19 protein-coding genes are annotated in these 25640 nt (G+C 64.9%); 12 read left to right on the top strand and 7 right to left on the bottom strand.

All coding sequences use genetic code 11. The annotated features are described in order from the left end of the window. The first annotated feature begins 51 nt into the window (after window positions 1-51). The 5 genes from dapC (at window position 52) to PH586_RS13255 (ending at window position 4402) form a co-directional block, all read left to right on the top strand. On the top strand, window positions 52-1272 hold the full coding sequence (gene dapC, locus PH586_RS13275; RefSeq protein WP_271348239.1) for a succinyldiaminopimelate transaminase: 1221 nt from the start codon (window positions 52-54) through the stop codon (window positions 1270-1272). After that, entirely contained in the window at window positions 1269-1616 is a 348-nt protein-coding gene (locus PH586_RS13270) for an ArsC family reductase (RefSeq protein ID WP_271348238.1), read from the top strand. The genes dapC and PH586_RS13270 overlap by 4 nt, the downstream gene beginning before the upstream one ends. Window positions 1617-1653: 37 nt before the next feature. After that, window positions 1654-2688, top strand: a complete 1035-nt coding sequence (dapD, locus tag PH586_RS13265; protein ID WP_271348237.1) for a 2,3,4,5-tetrahydropyridine-2,6-dicarboxylate N-succinyltransferase — start codon at window positions 1654-1656, stop codon at window positions 2686-2688. Between the two features lie 101 nt (window positions 2689-2789). Next, on the top strand, window positions 2790-3995 hold the full coding sequence (locus PH586_RS13260; RefSeq protein WP_271348236.1) for an aminotransferase class V-fold PLP-dependent enzyme: 1206 nt from the start codon (window positions 2790-2792) through the stop codon (window positions 3993-3995). After that, window positions 3992-4402 carry a SufE family protein gene (locus PH586_RS13255; protein WP_271348235.1) on the top strand — a complete coding sequence of 137 codons (411 nt, stop codon included), beginning with the start codon at window positions 3992-3994 and terminating at the stop codon, window positions 4400-4402. Before PH586_RS13260 ends, PH586_RS13255 begins: the two co-directional genes overlap by 4 nt. A gap of 210 nt (window positions 4403-4612) precedes the next feature. Here the strand turns inward: PH586_RS13255 and tcdA are convergent, their stop codons facing one another. Beyond that, window positions 4613-5425: a tRNA cyclic N6-threonylcarbamoyladenosine(37) synthase TcdA gene (gene tcdA, locus PH586_RS13250; RefSeq protein ID WP_271348234.1), complete on the bottom strand. Its 813-nt coding sequence runs from the start codon at window positions 5423-5425 to the stop codon at window positions 4613-4615. Between the two features lie 296 nt (window positions 5426-5721). Here tcdA and PH586_RS13245 point away from each other — a divergent pair, with 296 nt between their 5' ends. The 4 genes from PH586_RS13245 to PH586_RS13230 all read left to right on the top strand — a co-directional run bounded on the left by PH586_RS13245 (window position 5722) and on the right by PH586_RS13230 (window position 10906). Beyond that, a complete protein-coding gene (locus tag PH586_RS13245) occupies window positions 5722-8316 on the top strand; it encodes a glycosyltransferase (RefSeq protein WP_271348233.1) in 2595 nt (864 codons plus the stop codon). Between the two features lie 92 nt (window positions 8317-8408). After that, a complete protein-coding gene (dapE, locus tag PH586_RS13240) occupies window positions 8409-9563 on the top strand; it encodes a succinyl-diaminopimelate desuccinylase (RefSeq protein ID WP_271348232.1) in 1155 nt (384 codons plus the stop codon). A 146-nt stretch (window positions 9564-9709) separates the two neighbouring features. After that, window positions 9710-10513 (top strand): putative RNA methyltransferase, encoded by an 804-nt coding sequence (locus PH586_RS13235; RefSeq protein ID WP_271348231.1) that lies wholly within the window; start codon window positions 9710-9712, stop codon window positions 10511-10513. A gap of 21 nt (window positions 10514-10534) precedes the next feature. Next, the gene (locus PH586_RS13230) at window positions 10535-10906 is read left to right on the top strand and encodes a hypothetical protein (RefSeq protein WP_271348230.1); all 372 of its coding nucleotides are present in this window, start codon (window positions 10535-10537) and stop codon (window positions 10904-10906) included. Between the two features lie 40 nt (window positions 10907-10946). On the opposite strand, the gene PH586_RS13225 is transcribed toward PH586_RS13230, so the two are convergent. From PH586_RS13225 to PH586_RS13210, 4 genes are all read right to left on the bottom strand, one after another. After that, on the bottom strand, window positions 10947-13142 hold the full coding sequence (locus PH586_RS13225) for an LTA synthase family protein (protein ID WP_271348229.1): 2196 nt from the start codon (window positions 13140-13142) through the stop codon (window positions 10947-10949). Window positions 13143-13455: 313 nt separating this feature from the next. Further along, window positions 13456-15291, bottom strand: coding sequence for a GldG family protein (locus tag PH586_RS13220; RefSeq protein ID WP_271348228.1), 1836 nt, complete (start codon window positions 15289-15291; stop codon window positions 13456-13458). Between the two features lie 8 nt (window positions 15292-15299). Further along, window positions 15300-16034, bottom strand: coding sequence for an ABC transporter permease subunit (locus tag PH586_RS13215; RefSeq protein ID WP_271348227.1), 735 nt, complete (start codon window positions 16032-16034; stop codon window positions 15300-15302). Further along, window positions 16031-16954, bottom strand: coding sequence for an ABC transporter ATP-binding protein (locus PH586_RS13210; protein WP_271348226.1), 924 nt, complete (start codon window positions 16952-16954; stop codon window positions 16031-16033). Before PH586_RS13210 ends, PH586_RS13215 begins: the two co-directional genes overlap by 4 nt. 453 nt (window positions 16955-17407) lie before the next feature. On the opposite strand from PH586_RS13210, the gene plsB reads away from it, so the two are divergent. Further along, complete coding sequence (gene plsB, locus PH586_RS13205; RefSeq protein ID WP_271348225.1) at window positions 17408-19891, top strand: glycerol-3-phosphate 1-O-acyltransferase PlsB; 2484 nt, start codon at window positions 17408-17410, stop codon at window positions 19889-19891. 270 nt (window positions 19892-20161) lie between these two features. Here plsB and PH586_RS13200 read toward each other — a convergent pair whose 3' ends face one another. Further along, complete coding sequence (locus PH586_RS13200) at window positions 20162-22750, bottom strand: bifunctional diguanylate cyclase/phosphodiesterase (protein ID WP_271348224.1); 2589 nt, start codon at window positions 22748-22750, stop codon at window positions 20162-20164. 454 nt (window positions 22751-23204) lie between these two features. Further along, window positions 23205-23477: a hypothetical protein gene (locus PH586_RS13195; RefSeq protein ID WP_271348223.1), complete on the bottom strand. Its 273-nt coding sequence runs from the start codon at window positions 23475-23477 to the stop codon at window positions 23205-23207. 285 nt (window positions 23478-23762) lie between these two features. Here PH586_RS13195 and PH586_RS13190 point away from each other — a divergent pair, with 285 nt between their 5' ends. Both PH586_RS13190 and stpA read left to right on the top strand, forming a co-directional pair. After that, complete coding sequence (locus PH586_RS13190; protein ID WP_271348222.1) at window positions 23763-24251, top strand: GFA family protein; 489 nt, start codon at window positions 23763-23765, stop codon at window positions 24249-24251. Window positions 24252-24327: 76 nt separating this feature from the next. After that, on the top strand, window positions 24328-25617 hold the full coding sequence (stpA, locus tag PH586_RS13185; protein ID WP_271348221.1) for a glucosylglycerol 3-phosphatase: 1290 nt from the start codon (window positions 24328-24330) through the stop codon (window positions 25615-25617). Window positions 25618-25640: the final 23 nt, after the last annotated feature.

Below are 25640 nucleotides of genomic sequence, written 5' to 3'. Positions count from 1 at the left end.
ACGGCAAGCGCCGGCCCGCCAGTGGTCGCTTGCAGTACCCAGGAAAGCCACATGAACGACGCTTTGAACCAGCTGCAACCCTACCCCTTCGAAAAGCTCCGCGCCCTGCTGGCCGGGGCCCAGCCGCCCAGCGACAAGCCGGCCATCGCCCTGTCGATCGGCGAGCCCAAGCATCGCTCGCCGGCTTTCGTCGCCGAGGCGCTCAGCGCCAACCTGGAGAAACTGGCGGTCTACCCCAGCACCCTGGGCATCGCCGAACTGCGTGAAGCGATCGCCAGCTGGTGCAGCCAACGCTTCAACCTGCCAGCCGGCATGCTCGACCCGGCGCGCCATGTGCTGCCGGTCAATGGCACGCGCGAAGCCCTGTTCGCCTTTACCCAGACCGTGGTGCAACGGGGGGTCGACGGCCTGGTGATCAGCCCCAATCCGTTCTACCAGATCTACGAAGGCGCGGCCCTGCTCGCCGGTGCCCAGCCCCACTACCTGGCGTGCCTGGAACAGCATGGCTTCAACCCGGATTTCGACGCGGTACCGGCAGAGGTGTGGCAGCGCTGCCAGATCCTCTTCCTCTGCTCGCCCGGCAACCCGACCGGCGCGCTGATTCCGCTGGCCACCCTCAAGCAGCTGATCCAGTTGGCCGATGAGTACGATTTCGTCATCGCCGCCGACGAGTGCTACAGCGAGCTGTATTTCGACGAGCTGAATCCACCCGCCGGCCTGCTGACCGCCTGCGCCGAACTGGGCCGCACCGACTTCAAACGCTGCGTGGTATTCCACAGCCTGTCCAAGCGCTCCAACCTGCCGGGCCTGCGTTCGGGCTTCGTCGCCGGTGACGCCGACATATTGAAATCTTTCCTGCTGTACCGTACCTACCACGGCTGCGCCATGCCGGTGCAAACCCAGCTGGCCAGCATTGCCGCCTGGAACGACGAACAGCACGTCAAGGCCAACCGCGAGCTGTACCGCGAGAAGTTCGATGCCGTGCTGGCGATTCTCGACGGCGTGCTCGATGTGCAGCGCCCCGATGGTGGCTTCTACCTGTGGGCGAAAACCCCGATGGACGATGAAACCTTCACCCGTGAACTGTTCGCCCGCGAACACGTGACCGTAGTGCCCGGCTCCTACCTGTCGCGCAGCGTCGACGGCTTCAACCCGGGTGCCGGGCGCGTGCGCATGGCATTGGTCGCACCGTTGGCCGAGTGCGTGACAGCCGCCGAACGGATTCGCGCTTTCGTTACCGCTATCGACAACGTGAAGAGCCTGCCAGCATGAGCAAAACCCTCTATGGCATCAAAGCCTGCGACACCATGAAGAAAGCTCGCACCTGGCTCGACGAGCACGGGGTAAGCTACGGCTTCCATGATTACAAAACCGCCGGCATCGACCGTGAGAACCTGGACAAGTGGTGCACCGAACATGGTTGGGAAACCATTCTCAACCGTGCAGGTACCACCTTCCGCAAGCTGGACGAGGCGCACAAAGCCGACCTCGACCAGAACAAGGCGATCGAGCTGATGCTCGCTCAGCCGTCGATGATCAAGCGCCCGGTGCTGGATCTCGGCAACAAGACCCTGGTTGGTTTCAAGCCTGAGCGCTATGCCGCTGAACTGGCTTGAACCACCCCCTCATTGGATTCGCGTTAAGGAAAGCAACATGACCACTACCCTCTTCAGCCTGGCCTTTGGCGTCGGCACCCAGAATCGTCAAAGCAACTGGCTGGAAGTCTACTATGCCCAGCCCCTGCTCCAGCCAGCGGCCGATCTGGTGGCCAAGGCCGCCGAAAAGCTCGGTTACAGCGGTGGCAACCAGGCAATCGGCTTCACCACCCAGCAAGCCGGCGACCTGGCCGAAGCATTGAAAGGTATCGATGCGGCCCAGGCAGCCCTGCTCACCCGCCTGGCGGAAAGCCACCAGCCACTGGTCGCCACCTTCCTCGCCGAAGATCTGCCCCTGAGCAGCACGCCCGAGGCTTACCTCAAGCTGCACCTGCTGTCGCACCGCCTGGTCAAGCCGCACGGCCTGAACCTGACCGGGATCTTCCCGCTGCTGCCGAACGTGGCCTGGACCAGCCAGGGCGCCATCGACCTCAGCGAACTGCCCGAACGGCAACTGGAAGCGCGGTTGCGCAGCGAACTGCTGGAAGTATTCTCGGTGGACAAGTTCCCGAAAATGACCGACTACGTAGTGCCGAGCGGTGTGCGCATCGCCGATACCGCTCGCGTACGTCTGGGTGCCTACATCGGTGAAGGCACTACCGTGATGCACGAAGGTTTCGTCAACTTCAATGCTGGGACCGAAGGCCCGGGCATGATCGAAGGCCGCGTCTCCGCTGGCGTATTCGTCGGCAAGGGTTCCGACCTGGGCGGCGGCTGCTCGACCATGGGCACCCTGTCCGGCGGCGGCAACCTGGTGATTTCCGTGGGCGAAGGCTGCCTGATCGGCGCCAACGCCGGGGTCGGCATTCCCCTGGGCGACCGCAACACCGTGGAGTCGGGCCTGTACATCACCGCCGGCACCAAGGTGGCGCTGCTCGATGGCCAGAACCAGCTGGTCAAGGTGATCAAGGCGCGTGAACTGGCCGGCCAGCCGGATTTGCTGTTCCGCCGCAACTCGCAAACCGGCAGCGTGGAATGCAAGACCCACAAGTCGGCGATCGAACTCAACAAAGCCCTGCACGCGCATAATTAACCGCAGCCACAAGCTGCAAGCCATAGGTTTTGTAGATACCGCCTTGCCCCTCATCGGGCAAGACGGTATCTACGGTTCTCGTCACCCGCAGGAACTCTGCAATGTCTTTGCCCTCCCCATGGCGTGCCGACTTTCCCGGCATCCTGGCCCTCGACGGCGAGGGCCAGACCTACCTGGACAGTGCCGCCACCGCCCAAAAGCCGCAGGCCATGCTCGATGCCCTGCTCGGCTACTACGCGGGCGGTGCGGCCAATGTGCACCGTGCCCAGCATGTGCCGGGCGAGCGGGCCACCCGCGCCTTCGAAAGCAGCCGTGACAAGGTCGCGCGCTGGCTGAATGCGCCAGACTCGGCGCAGATCCTGTTTACCCGCAGCGCCACCGAAGCGTTCAATCTGCTGGCCTATGGCCTGGAGCATGAGCTGCAGGCCGGTGACGAAATTGTCATCAGCGCCCTGGAACACCACGCCAATCTAATCCCCTGGCAGCAGCTGGCCCTGCGCCGCCATCTCAAGCTGATCGTTCTGCCGCTGGATGCCAGCGGCCTGATCGACCTCGAACAGGCGGCCGACCTGATCGGCCCGCGCACCCGGGTATTGGCCCTCAGCCAGCTGTCCAATGTGCTCGGCTGCTGGCAGCCGCTGCCCGAGCTGCTCGCCCTGGGCCAAGCCCGGGGGGCGCTGACCGTGGTCGATGGCGCCCAGGGTGTGGTGCATGGCCGCCATGATGTCGAGACCCTGGGGTGCGACTTCTACGTCTGCTCCAGCCACAAGCTCTACGGCCCCGATGGCGTGGGCTTGCTCTATGGCCGCAAAGCGGCACTGCAGCGTCTGAAGCACTGGCAGTTCGGCGGGGAAATGGTGCGGGTGGCGGATTACCAGTGCGCCGAGTTTCGTCCTGCACCGCTGGGCTTCGAGGCCGGTACGCCACCGATCGCCGGGGTGATCGCCCTGGGCGCCAGCCTGGACTATCTGAGCGCACTGGACGCGGCTGCCGTGGCTGCCCACGAAGCGGCGCTGCATGGCCAACTGCTCAGCGGGCTGGCGGCGCGCGACGGCATCCGCCTGCTGGGCGCGCCCAGCGTCGCGCTGGCCAGTTTCGTCGTCGCGGGGGTGCACAATGCCGACCTCGCCCACCTGCTCACCGAACAGGGCATCGCCGTGCGCGCCGGTCATCACTGCGCCATGCCCTTGCTGAAAAGCTTCGGCCTGGCCGGCGCGATCCGCGTATCCCTGGGCCTGTACAACGACAGCGCGGATCTGCAGCGTTTCTTCGCCGCCCTGGATCAGGCCCTGGAGCTGCTGCGATGAGCCTGCCCGCCGGCGCCGAGCAGGCGCTCGCCGCCTTCGCTCAATGCCCCGGCTGGGAACAGCGCGCGCGCTTGCTGATGCAGTGGGGCGAACGCCTGCCCGCGCTGAGTGACGCGGGGCGCTGCGAGGCCAATCGCGTGCACGGCTGCGAAAGTCAGGTCTGGCTGATCGCCGAACAACGGGGGCAGGTCTGGCAGTTTTGCGCCAGCAGCGATGCGCGCCTGCTGCGCGGGCTGCTGGCGCTGCTGCTGGCCCGGGTCAACGGCCTGACCAGGGCGGATCTCGCTGCAATCGACCTGGCCGACTGGTTCGCCCAGCTCGGCCTGGCACGCCAGCTCTCGCCCTCGCGCAGCAATGGCCTGAATGCCGTGCTGCAGCGCATGCGCGAATTGACGGAACGCAGCTAGCACGCTGACGCCGAGGATCTAGCGAGCCTATCGATTAAATCGTTGATTGCCTGTTTCAAGCCGATCCGCCACCTTGTGGCGCGCGCCCTGCGTTGAATGCAGCCCGCAGGGCTGCCAGAGTACTGCGTCGAGGTGCACGGCAGAGGTTTCGCCCCCACCCCACGGACAAGGGGCAAACCTGCGAACGGCATTCACCAACCGTAGAGGCCACTAGTCCACATGCGAAACGCGCTCGGCCGGCCTGCGCGCGCCGGCCACCAGCTTTTCCACGGTCTTGGCCACAGCGACCATGCCGAAGCTCGCGGTGACCATCATCGCCGCGCCGAAACCGCCAGCGCAGTCGAGCTTGACCCCTTCGCCGACGAAGCCCTTGTACTGGCACACGCTGCCGTCCGGCTTGGGGTAGCGCAGTTGCTCGGTGGAGAACACGCAGGGCACGCTGTAGTTGCGCCCCGGCGTGCGCGAGAAATTGTAGTCGCGGCGCAGGGTCGAGCGCACCTTGGCGGCCAGCGGATCGTTCCAGGTCTTGTTCAGGTCGCTGACCTGGATCTGCGTCGGGTCGATCTGCCCGCCGGCGCCACCGGTGGTCACCACCTGGATCTTGCGCCGCTTGCACCAGGCAATCAGCGCCGCCTTGGCGTTGACGCTGTCGATGCAGTCGATCACCGCGTCGAGTTGTTCGGTAATGTACTCGGCCATGCTCTCGCGGGTGACGAAGTCCGCCACCGCGTGCACCACGCAGGCCGGATTGATCGCGCGGATGCGCGCCGCCATCACCTCGACCTTGGCCTGGCCGACCGTGCCATCCAACGCCTGGATCTGCCGGTTGGTGTTGCTGACGCAGACATCGTCCAGGTCGAACAGCGAGATCTCGCCGACCCCCGAGCGCGCCAGCGCCTCGGCCGCCCAGGAACCGACACCGCCAATGCCGACCACCGCGACATGCGCCGCGGCAAGCCGTTCGGCGCCCTCGCGACCGTACAGGCGGGCAATTCCAGCAAAGCGTTGTTCGTCGAGCGGCATATCATCACCTCGCGCCCGGGATGGGGCAGGCGCGCATTATAGGAAGCCCGTGGCCGCCACCCAAGACCGACTTTTGCCCCAGGCATCAATTCGGCCGACGATCCGGCACGCCCGCAGCGCCTCGTTCGCCCCAGGCGAACTTTCGCACTGCCGTTGAACTTTAACGCCCAGGCGCCCACAGCCCCCGAAACACGGGGTCTGCGGGTGCTATACAGGCGTTCGAGCGGAGAGTAGGATGCGCGCCACCCGGCGTTCGCCGGTTCCTCCCCGTTCCCCTCTTCGGAACTTGAAACGCTATGCCTTCGCGCAAACTTGGACTCAACCTCGTCGTGGTCTTGACGATCGCCGCGCTGTGCGCCGGCCTCTGGGCGCTGGTCAACCGGCCGGTGAGCGCGCCGGATTGGCCGGAGCAGATTGCCGGCTACTCCTTCTCGCCCTTCCGTGCGGGCCAGGCCCCCCAGCACGGCAGCTACCCGAGCGATGCGCAGATCCGCGCCGACCTGGAGTTGCTCAGCAGCCAGACCGACAATATTCGCACCTACTCGGTGGAAGGCACCCTGGCCGATATTCCGCGCCTGGCCGAGGAGTTCGGCCTGCGCGTCACCCTCGGGGTGTGGATCAGCCGCGACCTGCAACGCAACGAACGCGAGATCGCCAAGGCCATCGAGCTGGCCAAGCGCGAGCGCAGCGTGATCCGCGTGGTGGTGGGCAACGAGGCGCTGTTCCGCCGCGAGGTCAGCGTCGAGCAACTGAGTGCCTACCTGGACCGGGTGCGCGCCGCGGTCAAGGTCCCGGTGACCACCTCCGAACAGTGGCACAGTTGGGAGGATAACCCCCAGCTGGCCAGGCATGTCGACCTGATCGCCGCCCACGTGCTGCCCTATTGGGAATTCATGCCGATGGATAAGTCGGTGCAGTTCGTGCTTGACCGGGCGAAGAGCCTCAAGCGCCTGTTCCCGAAGAAACCGCTGCTGTTGTCCGAGGTCGGCTGGCCGAGCAACGGCCGCATGCGCGGCGGCGCCGATGCCTCGCCGGCCAACCAGGCCATCTACCTGCGCACCCTGGTCAACACCCTCAACGCCAAGGGATACAACTACTTTGTCGTCGAAGCCTTCGACCAGCCGTGGAAGACCGCCGAGGAAGGCGCAGTCGGCGCCTATTGGGGCGTCTACAACCTGGAACGGCAAGCCAAGTTCGCCTTCGAGGGCCCGGTGGTGGCAATTCCCGCCTGGCGCCTGCTGGCGGTCGCTTCGGTGGTCCTGGCGCTGCTGGCGTTGGCCCTGCTGCTGATCGACAGCAGCGCCCTGCGCCAGCGCGGCCGCACCTTCCTGACCTTCGTTGCCTTCGCCGGCGGCTCGCTGCTGGTGTGGATCGCCTACGACTACAGCTTGCAGTACAGCACCTGGTTCAGCCTGACCGTGGGCGGCCTGCTCGGCCTGGGCGCACTTGGCGTGTTCATCGTGCTGCTCACCGAGGCCCACGAACTGGCCGAGGCGGTGTGGATGCACGACCGTCGCCGGCCGTTCCGCCCGGTCATCGCCGAGCAGGCCTACCGGCCCAAGGTGTCGGTGCACGTGCCCTGCTACAACGAGCCGCCGGAGATGGTCAAACAGACCCTCGACGCCCTGGCCCGCCTAGACTACCCGGACTTCGAAGTCCTGGTGATCGACAACAACACCCGAGACCCGGCGATATGGCAGCCCGTGCAGGCCCATTGCGCCAGCCTTGGCCCGCGCTTCCGCTTCTTCCATGTCGCACCGCTGGCTGGCTTCAAGGGCGGCGCGCTGAACCACGTGATGCAGTACACCGCCGCCGATGCCGAGGTGATTGCAGTAATCGACTCGGACTATTGCGTCGACCGTAACTGGCTCAAGCACATGGTGCCGCACTTCGCCGACCCACGGATCGCCGTGGTGCAGTCCCCACAGGACTACCGCGACCAGCAGCAATCGCTGTTCAAGAAGCTCTGCTATGCGGAATACAAGGGCTTCTTCCACATCGGCATGATCACCCGCAACGAGCGCGACGCGATCATCCAGCACGGCACCATGACCATGACCCGCCGCGCGGTGCTCGACGAGCTGAAATGGGCCGACTGGTGCATCACCGAAGATGCCGAGTTGGGCCTGCGGGTCTTCGAGAAGGGCCTGTCCGCCGCCTACTCGGAGGACAGCTACGGCAAGGGCCTGATGCCCGACACCTTCATCGACTTCAAGAAGCAGCGCTTCCGCTGGGCCTATGGCGCCATCCAGATCATCAAGCGTCACGCCGCCAGCCTGCTGCTGGGCAAGGCCAGCGAACTGACCCGCGGCCAGCGCTACCACTTCATCGCCGGCTGGCTGCCGTGGATCGCCGACGGCCTGAACATCTTCTTCACCGTCGGCGCGCTGCTCTGGTCGGCGGCGATGATCATAGTGCCCAACCGTGTCGACCCGCCGTTGCTGATCTTCGCCATTCCGCCCCTGGCGCTGTTCCTGTTCAAGCTGGGCAAGATCCTGTTCCTCTACCGCCGCGCAGTCAGGGTGACCCTGAGCGACGCCTTCAGCGCTGCCCTGGCCGGCCTGGCCCTGTCGCACACCATTGCCAAGGCGGTGCTGTACGGCCTGTTCACCAGCAGCATCCCGTTCTTCCGTACGCCGAAGATGCGCAGCCAGCACGGCCTGCTACTGGCCCTGGCAGAGGCCCGCGAAGAGGTGTTCATCCTGTTCCTGCTGTGGGGCGCCGCCGCCGGCATTGCCTTGGTCCAGGGCATGCCCAGCCCGGACGTGAAGTTCTGGGTGGCCATGCTGCTGGTGCAATCGCTGCCCTACCTGGCGGCCCTGATCATGGCCCTGCTGTCGTCGCTGCCAGCCCCCCAGCCGCAGTCGCTCGAGCAACCGGCCAGGGTCTGAACATTAATCGGGAAACAGCCTGACGGCGGCCAAGGGCCGCCGTTTTGCTTTAAGATGGCGGCCTTTCCGCTTGACGCCGCTCTGGAGCCGCAATGACTGCCCCCGCCCCGACCCTGACGCCCACCCTGGAACTCGCCTGCGACCTGATTCGCCGCCCGTCCGTCACCCCGGTCGACGAAGGCTGCCAGGAGCTGATGATGCGCCGCCTCGACGCCCTGGGTTTCCAGATCGAAGCCATGCGCATCGAGGAAGTGGATAACTTCTGGGCCAGCCATGGCCAGCAGGATGGTCCGGTGCTGTGCTTCGCCGGGCACACCGACGTGGTGCCGACCGGCCCGCTGCAGGCCTGGCAGCATCAGCCGTTCGACGCCCTGATCGACGAGCAGGGCATGCTCTGCGGGCGCGGCGCAGCCGACATGAAGGGCAGCCTGGCCTCGATGATCATCGCCGTCGAGCGCTTCGTCGCCGACCACCCGCTGCATAAGGGCCGCATCGCCTTCCTGATCACCAGCGACGAAGAAGGCCCGGCCCAGCACGGCACCAAGGCCGTGGTCGAGCGCCTGGCCGCGCGGGGCGAACGCCTGGACTGGTGCATCGTCGGCGAGCCGTCGAGCACCTCGCTGGTTGGCGATACGGTCAAGAACGGTCGCCGCGGCTCGCTCGGCGCCAAGCTCACGGTGCGCGGCGTGCAGGGCCATGTGGCCTACCCGCACCTGGCCAAGAACCCGATCCACCTGGCCGCCCCGGCACTGGCCGAGATGGCCAGCGAGCACTGGGACAACGGCAACGCCTTCTTCCCGCCGACCAGCTTCCAGGTCTCCAACCTGAATGCCGGCACCGGCACCACCAACGTGATCCCGGGTGAACTGCAGGCGATCTTCAACTTCCGGTTCTCCACCGAATCCACGGTCGAAGGCCTGCAGCACAGGGTCAACGCGATCCTCGACAAGCACGGCCTGGACTATCACGTGGAGTGGGCCTTGTCCGGCCTGCCGTTCCTCACCGAACCCGGCGCCCTGCTCGACGCCGTGGCCGCCAGCATCAAGAGCGTGACCGGTCGCGAGACCCAGCCTTCGACCAGCGGCGGCACCTCCGATGGACGCTTTATCGCCACCCTCGGCACCCAGGTGGTCGAACTCGGCCCGGTCAACGCCACCATCCACCAGATCAACGAGCGCGTGCTGGCCAGCGATCTGGAGGTACTGACCGAGATCTACTATCAGACCCTCGTCAAGCTGCTCGCCTGAAAATCCATGACTATGTCTACTGCGCACACCGATAGCTGCGTTGGGCGGTACTCGCTCCTCGCCTATCTAACTGATATGTCTCGTCGCTGCGTTCCGTCCGCCTTGCTCTCGGGTTGCTCGCTACGACATTTCCACGGATTTTTCGCATGCTGACCTGCCCCCTCTGCCAAGGTGCCTTGAGCGCCGTCGACAACGGCGTGGTCTGCCCGGCCGGGCATCGTTTCGACCGCGCGCGTCAGGGCTACCTGAACCTGCTGCCGGTGCAGCACAAGAACAGCCGCGACCCCGGCGACAACGCCGCCATGGTCGAGGCACGCCGACGCTTTCTCGATGGCGGCCACTATGCGCCGCTGGCCAAACGCCTGGCCGAGCTGGCCGCGGGCTACGCGCCGGCGCGCTGGCTGGATGTCGGCTGCGGCGAGGGTTATTACAGCGCACAGCTGGCCGACGCCCTGCCCGATGCCGACGGTTATGCCCTGGATATCTCCCGCGAAGCGATCAAGCGTGGCTGCAAACGTTCGCCGCAGCTGACCTGGCTGGTCGCCAGCATGGCCCGGGTGCCGCTGGCTGACGCCAGTTGCCAACTGCTCGCCAGCGTATTCAGCCCGCTCGACTGGGCGGAAGCCAAACGCCTGCTCGCCCCCGGCGGCGGCCTGCTGCGCATGGGCCCGACCCGTGAACACCTGATGCAACTGCGGCACAAGCTGTATGACGAAGTCCGCAATTACGACGACCAGAAGCACCTCGAGCTGATCCCCGAAGGCATGCGCCTGGCCCACAGCGAAACCCTGAGCTTCACGCTGCAACTGAGCAGCAGCGAGGCCCGCGCCGACCTGCTGGCGATGACGCCCCACGGCTGGCGCGCCAGCGCCGAACGGCGCGCCGCGGTGATCGCCGAACCTTTAGAGGTGACGGTTGCCATACGCTACGATTGGATCGAAAAAATTTAGGCTCCCCAGGAACAGATGACCATGCGCCAACCGGATATCGAGATTTACCTGAAAGATGCCGACCACCACGCCATCGCCGCCTGGCTGAGCGAAGCGCTCGGCCCGTGCACGCCCTGGCAGCAGAAAGGCCAGACCTTCAAGTGCCTGGCCGGCGATGTGCCGGTGACCTGGCTGCCGAAAGCCGTCGGCAAGTGGCATAGCCTCTACCTGGAAAGCGCCGCCACACCCTGGGCAGACGACCTGACCTGCGCCCAGGCAGCCTTTGCCGCGCTCGGCGTCGAAGTGCGCTGCGCTCCGGGTAGCTGGCAGGAAGAAGAAAACGTCGAACAAGCCGATCGCTGGATGCGCATCAGCGCCGATGGCGTCGAGGAAATCACCTGGCGCACCAGCTGAGGCGAGCCACTGGCCCAGTCCGCCGCCGACGCGTCGGCGGCTAGTGTATGGCGCGGCTGGCGACCAGCTTACGCGTCGGCACCAGTGGCCGAGTCGTCACACTGAAGTCGGTAATTTCGATGAGGCCGCGGCCCTGGCCCAGCAGGTGGAAGGAAAACGCCTTGCGCGCCTGCAGGTTGTCGAAGCTGAACTTCAGGTCAATCGGTGCGTTGCGCGTCAGCAACGGCAATGACGGCATGGCCAACCCGTCGTCCTGATCGTACTCCTTGGTCTTGAGCTGCAACTGCACCCCTTGCTTGCCCAGATTCAGCGCACGCACCTTGAGGTGCACGCTGGTCCGCGAATCCTGCGGCATGTCCAGATACTGGGCACCGACCAGATTACCGGTCCAGTCGTCCATGACCCGCTCCTTTAGCTGGACCCGATCGCGGTTGGCGAAGCGGTAGCGCTGACCGAGCTGACTGCTCAACAGCGAGTGATCCAGCAGGGTCGCGCGCGCGGCGATCAACTCGGCTGACGGACCGCTGAAGCGGCCGAGATAGCGTGCGCTGTCGGCGATGAAGCCCTCGCTGGCATAGCGTCGGCAGACCTGCTGGAAATTGCACTCGATGAACTGCCCCTTGCCGTCATGCTGGCGCAGCATGCCGTTGGTGTACGACATGATTTCGCGGCCGCCGGGGTAGTCACGAAACAGCGAGCGACCGGAAATATTCGCCGGCACCGGCAGGGCAAAGTAGTCGAGGACCGACGCGGTCAGGTCGACATGGCCATAGACGCCGCTTTTCAGGGTCGGCAGCTGCGCCTGCTCCGGCGCAAACACCAGGTTCAGGCCCCAGGCTGAGGCCAGGCGCACGTCTTCCAGGCCATGGGACTCGTCGGAGGTGACAATCACCAGGGTGTCCTTGAACACGCCCTGACGATCCAGGGCACTGAGGAAGCGGTCGATGGCGTCGTCCAGGTAGCCGACGGCGGCCTGCTTGGGCCCCGCATAGCGGGCCAGATAGGCCGCCGGGGCGGCATAGGGCTGATGCGTGCCGACGGTCATCAGGGTGAGCATCCAGGGTTGCTGGCCGCGGCGCAGTTGCGCCACATAGCTCAGCACGCCGTCGAAGTAGGCCCGATCGTCCATGCCCCAGGCGAACTCCAGCGCCGGCGGGTTATGGAACCATTCACGGCCGTGGGTCTCGCCGAAGCCGATGTGCGGCATGATCTTGTCCTTGGCCATGAATTGCAGGCCGGCGCCCTGGAGAAAGTGCGTGCTGAAGCCTTGGGCATGCAGTTGCGCCGGCAGGCATTGCTGGTTGCGCTTATGGTTGTTGAGCATCTCCACACCCTTGGGCGTGCCGGTGTCGAGCTTGCTGTAATCGCCGCAGAGCATGGCGTACAGGCCGCGAATGGTCTGGTGACTGTGCAGCACATAGTCCGGGGTGGTCATGGCGCGCTCGGCCCAGCGGCTGAGCTTGGGCATCAGGTTTTCCTGATAGCGACTGTGCAGGGCTTGGCGATTGCGCTCGATGTAGGCACCGGGAATACCTTCCAGGGTGACGATCAGGACATTGCGCGCCTTGCCCCCGGCCGCCAGCAGCGGCCTACCGGCAAGGTCGAGGCGGCTGAGCCCGGCGATATCGACCGGGGCCTCGACCGAGCTGTCGTCCTGCCAGCGCTGCAGACGCAGATCTCCAGCGCTGAGCGCAGTGGCCAGCAGCTTGTGCGGCAGGTTGTATTGACGCCACTCGTCGGCCTCGCTGGGCATTAGAAAGTTCAGCCCGCCGTGACCCACGAGCAGCAACAGCGGCAGCGCATGGGCATAGCGCCAGGCCCGCGTCGACTTGCGTCCCGGACGCCGCGCCGACAGCAGGTAGACCAGCAGCCCCACGGCCATGGCCACGGCCAGTAGCGGGTGACCGATACCGCCACCTGCGGTGGACTGACTGAGAAATTGCCGATCGCCCAGATAATGCAGGTCGGCGGGATCGGGCATGCGCCCCACCGCACTGATCAACTCGGCCGAGCCCAGGCTCAGGGCGCACCAGAAGATCAGCAGCGGCAGACCGATCCAGCGTGGGCAAGGCCGCAACAGCAGCAGCAGGAGGCCGCCGATGGCGAGGTCCGAGAGGTAGCCGCGCAGATCTGACCAGCCCAACAGGTAACGGCTGGCCAGGGGAATAGCCAGCAACAACAGGCTGAGCGCAAAGGTGACGCTGACGCGAGACAGCCGCGGACTGAAAGTGCGCACAGGGACTCCTCGAGTGGGAGTGCGTGATTAAGTATAGATGCGCATGATAATGAAATTACGCGGCGGTCATCTGACTGAAATGAGAGTGTGGCAGGCGCCATGCGCCGAGGCGCGACCATCCCCTACGAGCGGCCCGACGGGAACCGGGCAAACAGCGGCGCGCCCCGTGCCACCTTGCTGGGGCTGACGCCCCATGGCCTGCGCGCCAGGACACACGAAAAGGCCCGTCAATGACGGGCCTTTGCGTTTTCGTTGCTGTCACAACTCGGGGCGCAGAGACGTCTTGCGCCCTTCCAGCAAGGTGCTCAGCCCATCAACCGTGCTTGCGCCGCCGCCATAGCCACAATGCCAGCACGCCGAGGGTCAGCAACAGCGGCATCAGGGCGATATTGACGAACTTCAACGTGCGCCCCAGCGCCTCGATATCGGCGTTCAGCTGGTAGCGCACCTCGCGCAGTTCCTTGCGGATCTTCAGCTTCTCCTGAAGAAACTGGCGCACCGTGGCCTGCTGCTCCGGGGTCAGCTCCAGCGCCTTGCTCGGGTCGTCGTTCTGCTGCAGAGCCGCGAGCTTCTGCTCGGTGTCCGCCAGGCGCGCCTGCAGGGCCTGCTCCTTCTCGCGGTAACGGGTCTCGGCCTCGCGCTGCAATGCCTCAACCACCTCGAACGGGCGGGTGAAACGGCCGCGCGAACGCACGCTGATCAGCGCCTCGGAACCGGCCAGGTTATCCAGCGCATTGATCGTGAAGCTGGCGTTGTCCGCCCACGGCTGCGGAATACGCTGGCCGAAGAAGTCCTGCACCTGGACCCACATGCGGTCGCTGAGCATATCGGTATCGGCGACCACGATGAGATTGATGTTGTCCGCCTGCTTGAGCCCGTCCTTGCGCCCTTCGATGCCCTCCGGGTAGGCCGACTGCGCCGGGCCGTCGATCCGCGCGGCGAGGGTGAAGCGCTCGCCGGTTGGCTGCAGTTCGCGGATCAGTTCTTCCGGATTCTGCAACATGGCGAAGCGCTTCACGTCGAACGGCATGGCGTACTGCGAGCTCTGGATCAGCGGGATGAAACGGGTCTTGGCGCCCTCCAGAGGCTCGAGCATGCCGGCGGCGGCCACGGTCAGGTTCTCCAGCCCAGCGGTGCTGATGTCCTCCTGATCCAGGGCGCTCTTCGGCAGGCTCAGCCAGGCGGCATGCCGCACTGGCCGACGATCCTGGCCCATGCTCACCGACATGGCGTAGGAGCCATCGCCGAGCACCTGATCCGGCAGCATGCGCAGGCCCCAGGCCTTGAACAGCGGCTCGAGATCGGAGGACTTGTCGAGGGCCATCGCACCGGGCATCTCGGCCTGGCTATCGGCCTCGCTGAACGGATCGACAAAGGCCAGCAGCTTGCCGCCACGCAGGACGAACTGGTCGATGGCATAGAGGGTCTGCTGCGGCAACTGCTTGGGGTGCACCAGCAGCAGCACCGAGACATTCTCGGGGATCAGGTCGACGTCGGCCTTGAGGCTCTCGATCTGGAACAGCTGGCGGATTTCCTCCATGACCATCCACGGTGGCGTCGGCTGGCGTGACGCCATGTCGAAGCCGCCATTGATCTGCAGACCGGACAGCACACCGACCACCGGCCGCTCCGGCTTGGCCAGGCTCTGCAACAGGCGGCTGATCTCGTATTCGAGAAACTCCTCCTGATCCAGGGCGAAGAACGGGATCACCTGCACATCGCCCGCGGCGTTCTTGCCGGCCAGGCCGAAGTAGATCGAATCGCCGCCCGGCTGCAGGGGAATGGCCTGCAGGCCGAACTCGGCTGCCTTGTCCTCCTGCGCGGAGAAGGGCTCGGGGTCGATGATGTTCAGCTTGAGCTTGCCACCGGCTTCACGCTGGTAGGCCTCGAGCATTTCCTCGACCCGCTTGGCGTAGGTGCGCAGTGCCGGCAGGTCCTTGGTGGCGGCATCGGAGTAGAAGAAGTCCAGCTCCACCGGTTCATCCAGCTCGGCAAGGATCTGCTTGGTGCCGGAGGAGATGGTGTACAGTTTCTGCTCGGTCAGATCCAGGCGTGCGCCGGTCAGGCTGATACTTGCGAACAGGTTGAAGGCGAGAAACGCCAGGGCGATAAGCACGAGCCCGACGCCGGAATACATCAGCTTTTTCATGGGCGCCCTCAATCGGCTTTCTTCAGGTCGATGACCACCGCCGTCGCGGCCAACCAGGCCGCGATCAGGGTGAGGAAATACAGCAAGTCACGCAGGTCGATCACGCCCTTGCTGATGGCCTCGAAACGGGTCAGGAAGCTCAGCGACGCCACCGCGTCGATCAGCCATTGCGGTGCCCAGCCACTGAAGCCGTCGAGCACCATGGGAAAGCCGCTGACGATGAACAGGAAGCACACGCTGACCGCCAGGATAAAGGCGATCACCTGGTTCTTCGCCAACGCCGACATGCACGAGCCGATGGCCAGGTAGGCGCCGGCCAGCAGCCAACTGCCGAGGTAGCCGGTGGCGATGGCGCCGTTGTCCGGATCGCCCAGGTAGTTGACGGTGATGATCATCGGGAAAGTCAGCAGCAGCGCCAGGCCGGCAAACGCCCAGGCGGCGAGGAACTTGCCGGTGACCGCCTCGAAGCGGGTGATCGGCAGGGTCATCAGCAACTCGATGGTGCCGGACTTGCGCTCCTCGGCCCACAGGCGCATGGCGATGGCCGGCACCAGGAACAGGTACAGCCAGGGATGGAAGCCGAAGAAGGGCGCCAGATTGGCCTGGCCACTCTCGAAGAAACCGCCCAGGTAGAAGGTGAACACCCCGGACAGAACCAGGAAGATCACGATAAACACATAGGCCAGCGGCGTGGTGAAGTAGCTCGCCAGCTCGCGTTTGAACAGCACCGGTAACTGCCTCATACCACCTCTCCACGAGTCAGGCGGCGGAACACTTCGTCCAGCCGACCGCGCTCGACATTCAATTCCTTGATTCGCCAGCCGCGCTGGACGATTAGCGCATTGACCTGGGCGAAGATCACTTCGCCCGGCTTGGCCAGTACGCTGAGGCTGTGCTCACGCTCGTTCGCTTCCACCGCCAGCACGCCCGGCAGGGCCGCCAGCGCTGCCACATCCAGCGGCTCTTCGGCCACCAGGGTGACCGCCTGGTGATAGCGCGAGCGGCTTTCCAGCTCCAGCGGGGTGCCATCGGCGAGCAGCTTGCCGTGGGCGATCACCACCGCACGGGTGCACACGGCTGAAACCTCTTCGAGAATATGGGTGGAGATGATCACGATCTTGTCGTGGGCCAGGCTCCGGATCAGCTGGCGCACCTGGTGCTTCTGGTTCGGATCGAGGCCATCGGTGGGCTCGTCGAGGATCAGCACCTTGGGATCATGGACAATCGCCTGGGCCAGCCCGACCCGGCGCTTGAAGCCCTTGGACAGGGTCTCGATGGACTGTTCGAGGACATGCTCCAGCTCGACCTGGGCCACCGCCTTGGCCACCCGCTGACGTTTTTCAGCCCCCTTGAAGCCGCGCACCTCGGCGATGAAGTCGAGGAAACCACGCACCGTCATGTCGCCGTAACAGGGCGCGCCTTCCGGCAAGTAGCCGATCTGGCGCTGGGCCTTGAGGGTGTCCTGCTGGATATCGAAGCCGAGAATGCGCGCCGTGCCGGTAGTTGGCGCGAGAAAACCGGTGAGCATCTTCATGGTGGTGGACTTGCCGGCGCCGTTCGGGCCGAGAAAGCCCAACACTTCCCCCCGGTCGACGCTGAAGGACAGGTCGTCCACCACCGTGTGCTGTGCGAAACGCTTGGTCAGCTTGCTTATCTCGATCATGGACCCTCACCAGTGCGCTAACAGATCCTGCTCGCGGCCCCTAGAGCCGCGAAACGGCCTTTAAATGCCGGCGGGACTATAAGGAGTCCGGCGCCAACAGTGCAAGCCAAGAACCCGGAGTCATGGCCCTCGCGTAACCCGGAGGATGGGTTAGGCGGCCGCGAATGGACCTGCTGCCAGCAGCACAGAGGCGCGCTAACCCATCATCGATATTCGCCATGCCGGCAGCTGCAGACATGAACCGCTGATGGGTATTGCTGCGCTCACCCTACGCGGCCCGACGGATCGCCGCCCGCATCATCCTTCGCACTGCCTCAGCCCCCGCGCGAACCGGCACAACCTGCGCTGGCGTTTCAATCAATCGGCCCATGACAAGCTTTTGCCGGCACGCCAACGATCCGGCACACTAGCCGCCCCGAGCAAATGCTCGTTTGCACAGCCAGCAGACTCCGTATGACCCGCTCCCCGTTTCGCCGCCTCGTGTTCGGTACCCTGCGCCGCCTGCTGTACCTCTGGGTGCGCTCGGAAACCATCAACCAGTCGGCCTTCAGCCTCAAGCTCGACCGTAGCAAGCCGGTGTTCTATGTGCTGCAACTGCCGTCCTTGAGCGATCTGGCGGTGGTCGATACGGAGTGCCGCAAGGCTGGCCTGCCGCGCCCTATCTTGCCGGTGGCGGTGGGCGATCTGCTGGAGCCGGCGGCGTTCTTCTACCTGACCCCGGAGCCCGACTGGCTCGGCCGCCAGGACAAGCGCGGCATCTCCCCCACCCTGCAACGCCTGGTCAGCGCCCTCAGCCAGCACGCCGCGGAGGATGCACAGATCATCCCGGTCAGCGTGTTCTGGGGCCAGTCGCCGGACCGCGAGACCAGCGCCTGGAAGCTGCTGTTCGCCGACAGCTGGGCGGTCACCGGACGCCTGCGCCGGCTGGCCAGCATCCTGATCCTGGGGCGCAAGACCCGCGTGCAGTTCTCCACGCCGATCCAGCTGCGTGAACTGGTCGAGCAGGACAAGGGCCGCGAACGCACCCTGCGCATGGTCCAGCGCATCCTGCGCGTGCACTTTCGCCAGCAGAAGGCCGCGGTCATCGGCCCCGACGTGTCGCACCGGCGCAACCTGGTCAAGGGCCTGGCCCATGGCCCGCAGGTACGCCAGGCGATCATCGAGGAAGCCGAGCGCGACAACATCAGCCTGCACAAAGCCGAAGCCAGGGCGCTGCGTTTCGCCAACGAAATCGCCTCGGACTACACCTACACGGTGATCCGCTTCCTCGAACTGCTGCTCAGCTGGTTCTGGAACAAGATCTACGACGGCATCAAGGTCAACCACATCGAGGGCGTGCAGGAGGTGGCCCAGGGTCACGAGGTGATCTACGTGCCCTGTCACCGCAGCCATATCGACTACCTGCTGCTGTCCTACCTGCTGTTTCGCAACGGCCTGACCCCGCCGCATATCGCCGCCGGGATCAACCTCAACATGCCGTTGATCGGTGGCCTGCTGCGCCGCGGCGGCGCCTTCTTCATGCGCCGCACCTTCAAGGGCAACCCGCTCTACACCGCGGTGTTCAACGAATACCTGCACACCCTGTTCAGCAAGGGTTTCCCGGTCGAGTACTTCGTCGAGGGCGGCCGCTCGCGCACCGGGCGCATGCTCCAGCCGAAGACCGGCATGCTGGCGATTACCGTGCGCAGCTTTTTGCGCAGCCACCGCCTGCCAGTGGTGTTCGTGCCGGTGTATGTCGGCTACGAACGGGTGCTGGAAGGCCGCACCTACCTGGGCGAGCTGCGTGGCGCGAGCAAGAAGAAGGAATCGATCTTCGACATCTTCAAGGTCGTGGGCGCGCTCAAGCAGCGCTTCGGCCAGGTCTGGGTGAATTTCGGCGAGCCGATCAAGCTGGCCGAGTTCCTCGACCAGCAGCAACCGGACTGGCGCAGCCAGGACTATGGCACGCAGTTCCGCCCGGATTGGCTGAACAGCGCCACCAACCGCCTCGGCCAACGCGTGGCGCAACACCTCAACGAAGCGGCGGCGATCAATCCGGTCAACCTGGTGGCCCTGGCACTGCTCTCCACCAGCAAGCTGGCCCTGGACGAACCCGCCCTGGCGCGAGTGCTGGATCTGTACCTGGCACTGCTGCGCCGCGTGCCCTATGCGCCGCACTGCACCCTACCGGAGGGCGATGGCCAGGGGCTGATCGAGTATGTGCAGGCCATGGGCCTGCTGGCCGAACAGCGCGACGCCCTGGGCAAGATCCTCTATCTGGATGAACACAACGCGGTGCTGATGACCTACTACCGCAACAATGTGCTGCACATCTTCGCCCTGCCCGCGCTACTGACCAGCTTCTTCCAGAGCAGCGCGCGGATCAGCCGCGAACAGATCCTGCGCTACACCCGTGCGCTCTACCCTTACCTGCAAGCCGAACTGTTCATCCGCTGGAACCTGGACGAACTGGACGCCGTGGTCGATCAATGGCTGGCCGCCTTCGTCGAGCAGGGCCTGCTGACTGTCGAGGCCGACGTCTACGTGCGCCCGCTTCCCAGCTCGCGCAATTTCGTCCTGCTGACCCTGCTCTCGCGCACCATCGCCCAGACCCTGCAGCGCTTCTACATGGCCACCGCCCTGCTGCTCAACGCCGGCCAGCACGCGATCAGCGCCGAGGAACTGGAAGACCTCTGTACCGTGATGGCCCAGCGCCTGTCGATTCTGCATGGCCTCAATGCCCCGGAATTCTTCGACAAGAGCCTGTTCCGCCACTTCATCCAGACCCTCCTCGACCAGCGCGTGCTGCGCCAGGATCCGGCCGGCAAACTCAGCCACCACCCGCTGCTGGGCGAGCTCGCCGAAGGCGCCGCCAAGCGCGTGCTGCCGGCGGAGATCCGCCTGTCGATCCGGCAGGTGGCCATGGACAGAAGCGAGGATGTGCCGGAGCCGGTTTAGCCGCGAGAAGGTCCGCTTCCTGCAAGTTGGCGCAGCCCCGGCATCCGGGCTTATCCAGGCGCCGCAATCCGGCCTCAAGGCCAACCCGCATGTCATTGGATTTATGGGTTATGAGGTTTCCTGCAGGATTCACCGGCGCGGCACAACAGCTGGCGGGTTGTCGCTGCGCTGCGAAGCCGCCCTACGAACGGAACGCACCCCAGTCGCGCCTACAGGTGCCTGCGGGCCAGCAAGCATGATGGCCTCCAGCTTGCCGCCAGAGTGCCCGGCTCATGCCCCTTGTTCCAGACGCTCCAGCGCACTGCGCAGCAGGGCCGGCTGCATCGGCCGGTCGAGGAAGTAGCCCTGGGCTTCCTCACAGTCGTATTGCTGGAGGATATCGAGTTGCCCCTGCGATTCCACACCCTCGGCCGTCACGGTCAGGGACAGCGCCCGCCCGAGCCCGATGATCGCCTTGATGATTGCCTGGCTGTTCTCGCAACCGTTCAGGTCGGACATGAAACTGCGATCGATCTTCAACCCGTCGAAAGGAAAGGTGCGCAAGTAGCCGAGGGACGAATAGCCGGTACCAAAGTCATCCATGGACAGCCTGACACCCAGATCCTTGAGCGCCTGCATGGTCACCAGCGCGCTTTCGGCATCTTCCAGCAGGACACTCTCGGTGAGTTCCAATTCCAGTCTCGACGGCGGCAGGCCGGTCGCGTCGAGAACGTTCTTGACCCGCTCAACCAGGTGCCCGAACTTGAACTCTACCGACGAGAGATTCACCGAAACGATCAGTTTCTCGCTCCAGCTCATGGCTTCCATGCAGGCGGCATGCAGCACCCAGGAACTCAGGGGCACGATCAAGCCGGTGGTCTCGGCGATTGAAATAAAGCTATCCGGGCTCAGCAGTCCGCGTTGCGGGTGCTGCCAGCGAACCAAGGCTTCGGCCGCGACCATGCGTTTGCCCTTGACGCTATAGCGTGGCTGCAGGAGCAGGCGCAGCTCGTCGTGTTGCAAGGCCTGGCGCAAATCGCTTTCCAGCTGACGCTGTTCCAAGGCCCGCTCATGCATATCGCTGGCATAAAAACGCCAGGTATTGCGCCCGGCTCCCTTGGCCTCGTACAGGGCAATATCCGCATAACGGAGCAACTCTTCCGCCAAGGTGGCATCGGCGGGCGCCATGGCGATGCCAATGCTGGTGCCGATAAAAATACTGTGATTGTCGATCTCGAATGGCTGCTCGATAGTGGCGACCAGGCGCCCGCACAGGTGCTCCACTTCCTCCTGGGTGGATATGCCACTGACAATCAAAATGAATTCGTCACCGCCCATGCGGGCGACCAGGTCGTCATCGCGCAAGCACTGGCGCAGGCGCCAGGACACTTCGTTGAGCACCTGATCGCCGACTGCATGGCCGAAGGAATCGTTGACCGGCTTGAAGCGGTCAAGGTCGAGGCTGAGCATGACCAGTGGGTTTGCCGCGCGGGGTACCGCCTTGAGCTTGCCCTCGAGGAACTCCTGCATGCGGTTGCGGTTTGGCAGGCCGGTCAGCGCATCATGCAGCGACAGGTGTTCGATGCGGGCGCGGGCCTCGACCTCTTCGGTGATATCGCTGACGGTACCGCGGTAGCCAGCAGCAACCTGCAGATCGGCAACAGCGCGCATGGCGAGTCGACAGGTGCGCAGGCGACCATCCCGGGCGCGGTAATGACATTGCCGGGTACCGCTGGAGGCCCTGCTGTTGCGCTTGTTCAACCAGACGGACAACCCCCCGGGACAGTCGATGAACTCATCGAGCGGCCGCCCCAGCCAGTCACTCTCGGCATGCCCGGTCACCGCCTGAAAACGTGCGGAAAGGTAGGTCAGCCGCAGCTCGGCATCAACCTCCCAAATCCAGTCCGAGGCGGCTTCGGCGACATCGCGAAAGCGCGTTTCACTGACCAACAGCGCGCGCTGGCTCGCGTACAGGGAGGCATAGCTGGCATCCATCTCGCGCGCGGCAGCCATGGCCCGGCGCAGGGTCAACCAGGTGACCAGCGCAAAGATGCTCCCGGCCAGGGCCAGCAGCGGCAGAATCAGGTACAGCAACTGATCGCCGGGCCGAGCCGGCTGCCAGCGCAGCAGCACCGACTCACCGTCGAGGGTAGCCAGGGGCAACGAGGCCGCGCCTGGCGCATCGGTTGCAGCGGCCGTCATCTGCAGCTTGTCGATACCGAAACTCTCGCCAAGCGCTTGCAGCTTGTCCGGCCCAAGCAGATCGACGAAGAGCAATACTGATTTCGGGCCCGGCACCTCGACTATCTGCGGATCGCCGCCGGGGGTAATGCCCGCAGCCGCAACCAGCGCCGGCTGACCGGCTATCTGCACAAAGCCCACGACCGGTTCGCCATCCCCGGCCTGCTCACGCGCCTGGGCGAGCAGGTCGGTTATGTCTTGCTGCAGCCACTGCTGCACCGAGGTTGCCACCCGTTGACCGTCAACCACCGCATAAGCGGTAGTACCGTTGGCAGCGACGACGAACAGCCCCTCAAAGGCAAAATCCTCGAACAGACTGGGCCCCAGATTCTGCCGCGTGTAGGCCCATTCAAGATCGACCGAGGCATGCAGGTTGCGGTAGGCATCGCCCCAAAAGGCGTTGTCGCTGATAGTCGCCAGAATCGACTTCTGCCGGGCCTGGCTGGCCTTTTCCACATAGAAGCGGCCTTGTTCGAGCGCCCGGGTGTTCTGCTCCAGCGCAATCTGCACCAACGCCGCACTGGCCACGACGAACAGCACTAACAGCAAGGCCGAGATGCGCAGCAATGCCCGGCGTGTGGCAGCCGAATTGGCGACGCCACTGGTCGGTTGAGGGGACAGTTCTGCTGTGGGCGACATGGAAATTCCTCGACCGGTTGGTGATGCGCCGCAGGGCGGGGCGGGCGCAAGCCAGGCAATACAGGAGCGGCAGGCATTATGCCGTCACGGTTATCAACACCAAGCCCCATGCGGACCAGCGCACTCGCTCGACTGCGCCACAGTGTCGCCAAAGGCGTTGGGGAATTCGTGAACGGCCGTCATATTCGTCGAACAATTACGGCAACAGAGCGGACCGCGCCGGCGCAGGGCCGCCAAGCCGCAGTGTCTTGGGCTTCATCCGCAAGATGAAGTGCACGGCACCGCCGAGGGTAGCGGTTACCGCGGATCGGTACAGGCGAAGCAGGAGCCAGCATCGGCCAGCCCGACGAACGGCGGAGAAAGTCAGCCGTTATGGCTGCCCCGCTGCTGCAGCATCAAGATGACTCAGCAACCCGCGCCAACAGGGTGGATGCAGCCGGACATGGCCCAGCCGCTATTCTGAAATCTGCCGGATATCCAGCAACACCCACACCTCGTAACCCTTGGCGCGTGCGGCTTTTTCGGCCTCGAGCTGGGCGGCGAGCGTGCTGATCGAGCGCGAACGATGCTCGAAACGCAAGGGCGGGCCACCGTCCTTGCGCACGCTCAGTTCGACGAGCGTGTAACAGGCTGCGGGTTTTGACTGTGACTGTGCTTGTTTCGGCGGAGCGGGGTCGAGGCCGAGGGCGCGGCGCATCTCGCCTTCTGAGAGGTTGTTTTCGGTCAAGCTAGAGCCCTATTGCATTAATCAGTGTCATTGTTGAGCCGGACTTTGCGGGGCATTTCGCGGCAAAGTGCAGCAGGGACGGTGAATCTTGCCAATCCACCGCTGATCAAGGTGGATAGTGCCACGTCGGCCTAAAGAAGTGGATACGCAGTGCGTTATCTACCCTGACTTACGGCTGGCGGCGCCAATTCAGCCGACCAACGGACTCGTGACCGGCCGGTCGATGATTGTCTAGGCTGTAATTGCCGATCTTGCCAACACGGCCATCTCGTCTGGAGGTTCACCATGCAACTCCAAGGTTCCTGCCATTGCGGCGCAGTAGCTTTCAGCCTCAGCAGTGCCCACCCTTATCCCTACCAGCGTTGCTACTGCTCGATTTGCCGCAAGACCCAGGGCGGCGGCGGTTACTCGATCAACCTCAGCGGCGATGCGCGCAGCCTGAAAGTCACCGGGCGCAAGCAGATCGCCATCTATCACGCCAAGATCAAGCGCGAAGGCGAGCGCCGTGCCCATACCAGCAGTGCCGAGCGGCATTTCTGCCGACTCTGCAGCAGCGCCCTGTGGCTGTTCAGCCCGCAGTGGCCGGAGCTGATTCACCCCTTCGCCTCGGCGATCGACTCGCCGCTGCCAGTGCCGCCGGAGCACACCCACCTGCTGCTCGACTCGAAAGCCTCCTGGGTCGAAGTCGATGTGCGGCCCGGCGACCAGCTTTTCGCCGACTACCCGGAAGAATCCATTGCCCAGTGGCATGAGCGGCTTGGCCTGAGTTGCTGACGGCTGGCCAGCCGCGCGCCCGCCGCTTGCAGGCTGCCGGTTTGGTCGACCCCGCCGGTGCGGGTAAGATGGCGGCATGATTAAACACAGCCCAACGTTTTCACTCGATCACCAGCGCCTGCTCGACACCCTCGTCACCAGCGACAAGCTGCTGATCATTCAGGACCTGGACGGCGTCTGCATGGGCCTGGTGCGCGACCCGCTGAGCCGAACCATCGAACAGCGCTATGTGCAGGCAGCCCGTCAGTTGGCGGGACACTTCTTCGTCCTGACCAACGGCGAACACATCGGCAGGCGCGGGGTCAACGGCATCGTCGACAACGCCCTTGCAGCACCCGCCCAGGCCCGCGAGCAAGGCCTCTACCTGCCGGGGCTGGCGGCCGGTGGCGTGCAATTGCAGGACCGCCACGGCAGGGTCTCCCACCCCGGCGTCAGCGCGGCCGAGCTGGCCTTTCTAAAGACGCTACCGGGCAAGGCCGAGCGCTTCCTCGGCGAGCTGCTGGGCGCACCACCCTATGCCCTCGCGGCGGCCGAAGTCGCCGCCCTGGTTGGCGCCAGCGTACTGGACAACCTCGCCTCGCCGACCCTCAACATCAACAGCCTCTACCAGCATTTCAGCGAGCAACCGGCGCTCTACCAGCAGTTGCAGCACGCCGTCGAAGGCTTCATGGCGCAGCTGCTGCAACAGGCCGCTGCCTGCCAACTGCAGGAGTCGTTCTTCGTCCACTACGCGCCCAATCTCGGCAGCGACGCCCAGGGCCTGGAACGGGTCAAATACAGCACCGGCGACGACGCCGGCACCACCGACTTCCAGTTCATGCTCAAGGGCGCGATCAAGGAAGTCGGCGTCCTGGTGATCCTCAATCACTACTATCACCAACACACCGGAGCCTACCCGCTGGGCGCCGACTTCAACGCCCGCCAGGCTCCGCGTGAGCGCGACGCATTGTTGCAACTGGCGCGCGAGCACTTCGACCCGGCCCAGATGCCGCGCATCGTCGGCGTCGGCGACACGGTCACCTCGGCCAGCCGCACGCTGGATGGCCAGACCCAGCAACTGCGCGGCGGCAGCGATCGCGGCTTCCTGACCCTGGTGCAGGAGCTGGGCAAGGCCTTCGATAGCGATAATTGCGTGGTCTACATCGATAGCAGCGGCGGCGAAGTCGATCGCCCGGGCCTGGATGCCGTGCACCTGCAGCGCCGGGCGGCCGACCCCGGCCTGGAACCCTGGCCGGCAGCCGAGGGCATCAGCGACCCCGCCGACCCGCTCGGGCTGGATGTGGTGTTCTGCGATGGCCATGGCCAATACGTGACCTTCTTCTGCAGCCTGGCCGAGCGCTACGCGGGCCGCACCGGCGCCGCGTAGCCGAGCGCAGTCGCTCGGCAACA

The organism is Pseudomonas aestuarii (assembly GCF_027988105.1).
GTDB lineage: Bacteria > Pseudomonadota > Gammaproteobacteria > Pseudomonadales > Pseudomonadaceae > Aquipseudomonas > Aquipseudomonas aestuarii.
This window is presented reverse-complemented; position numbering and strand designations above follow the sequence as displayed.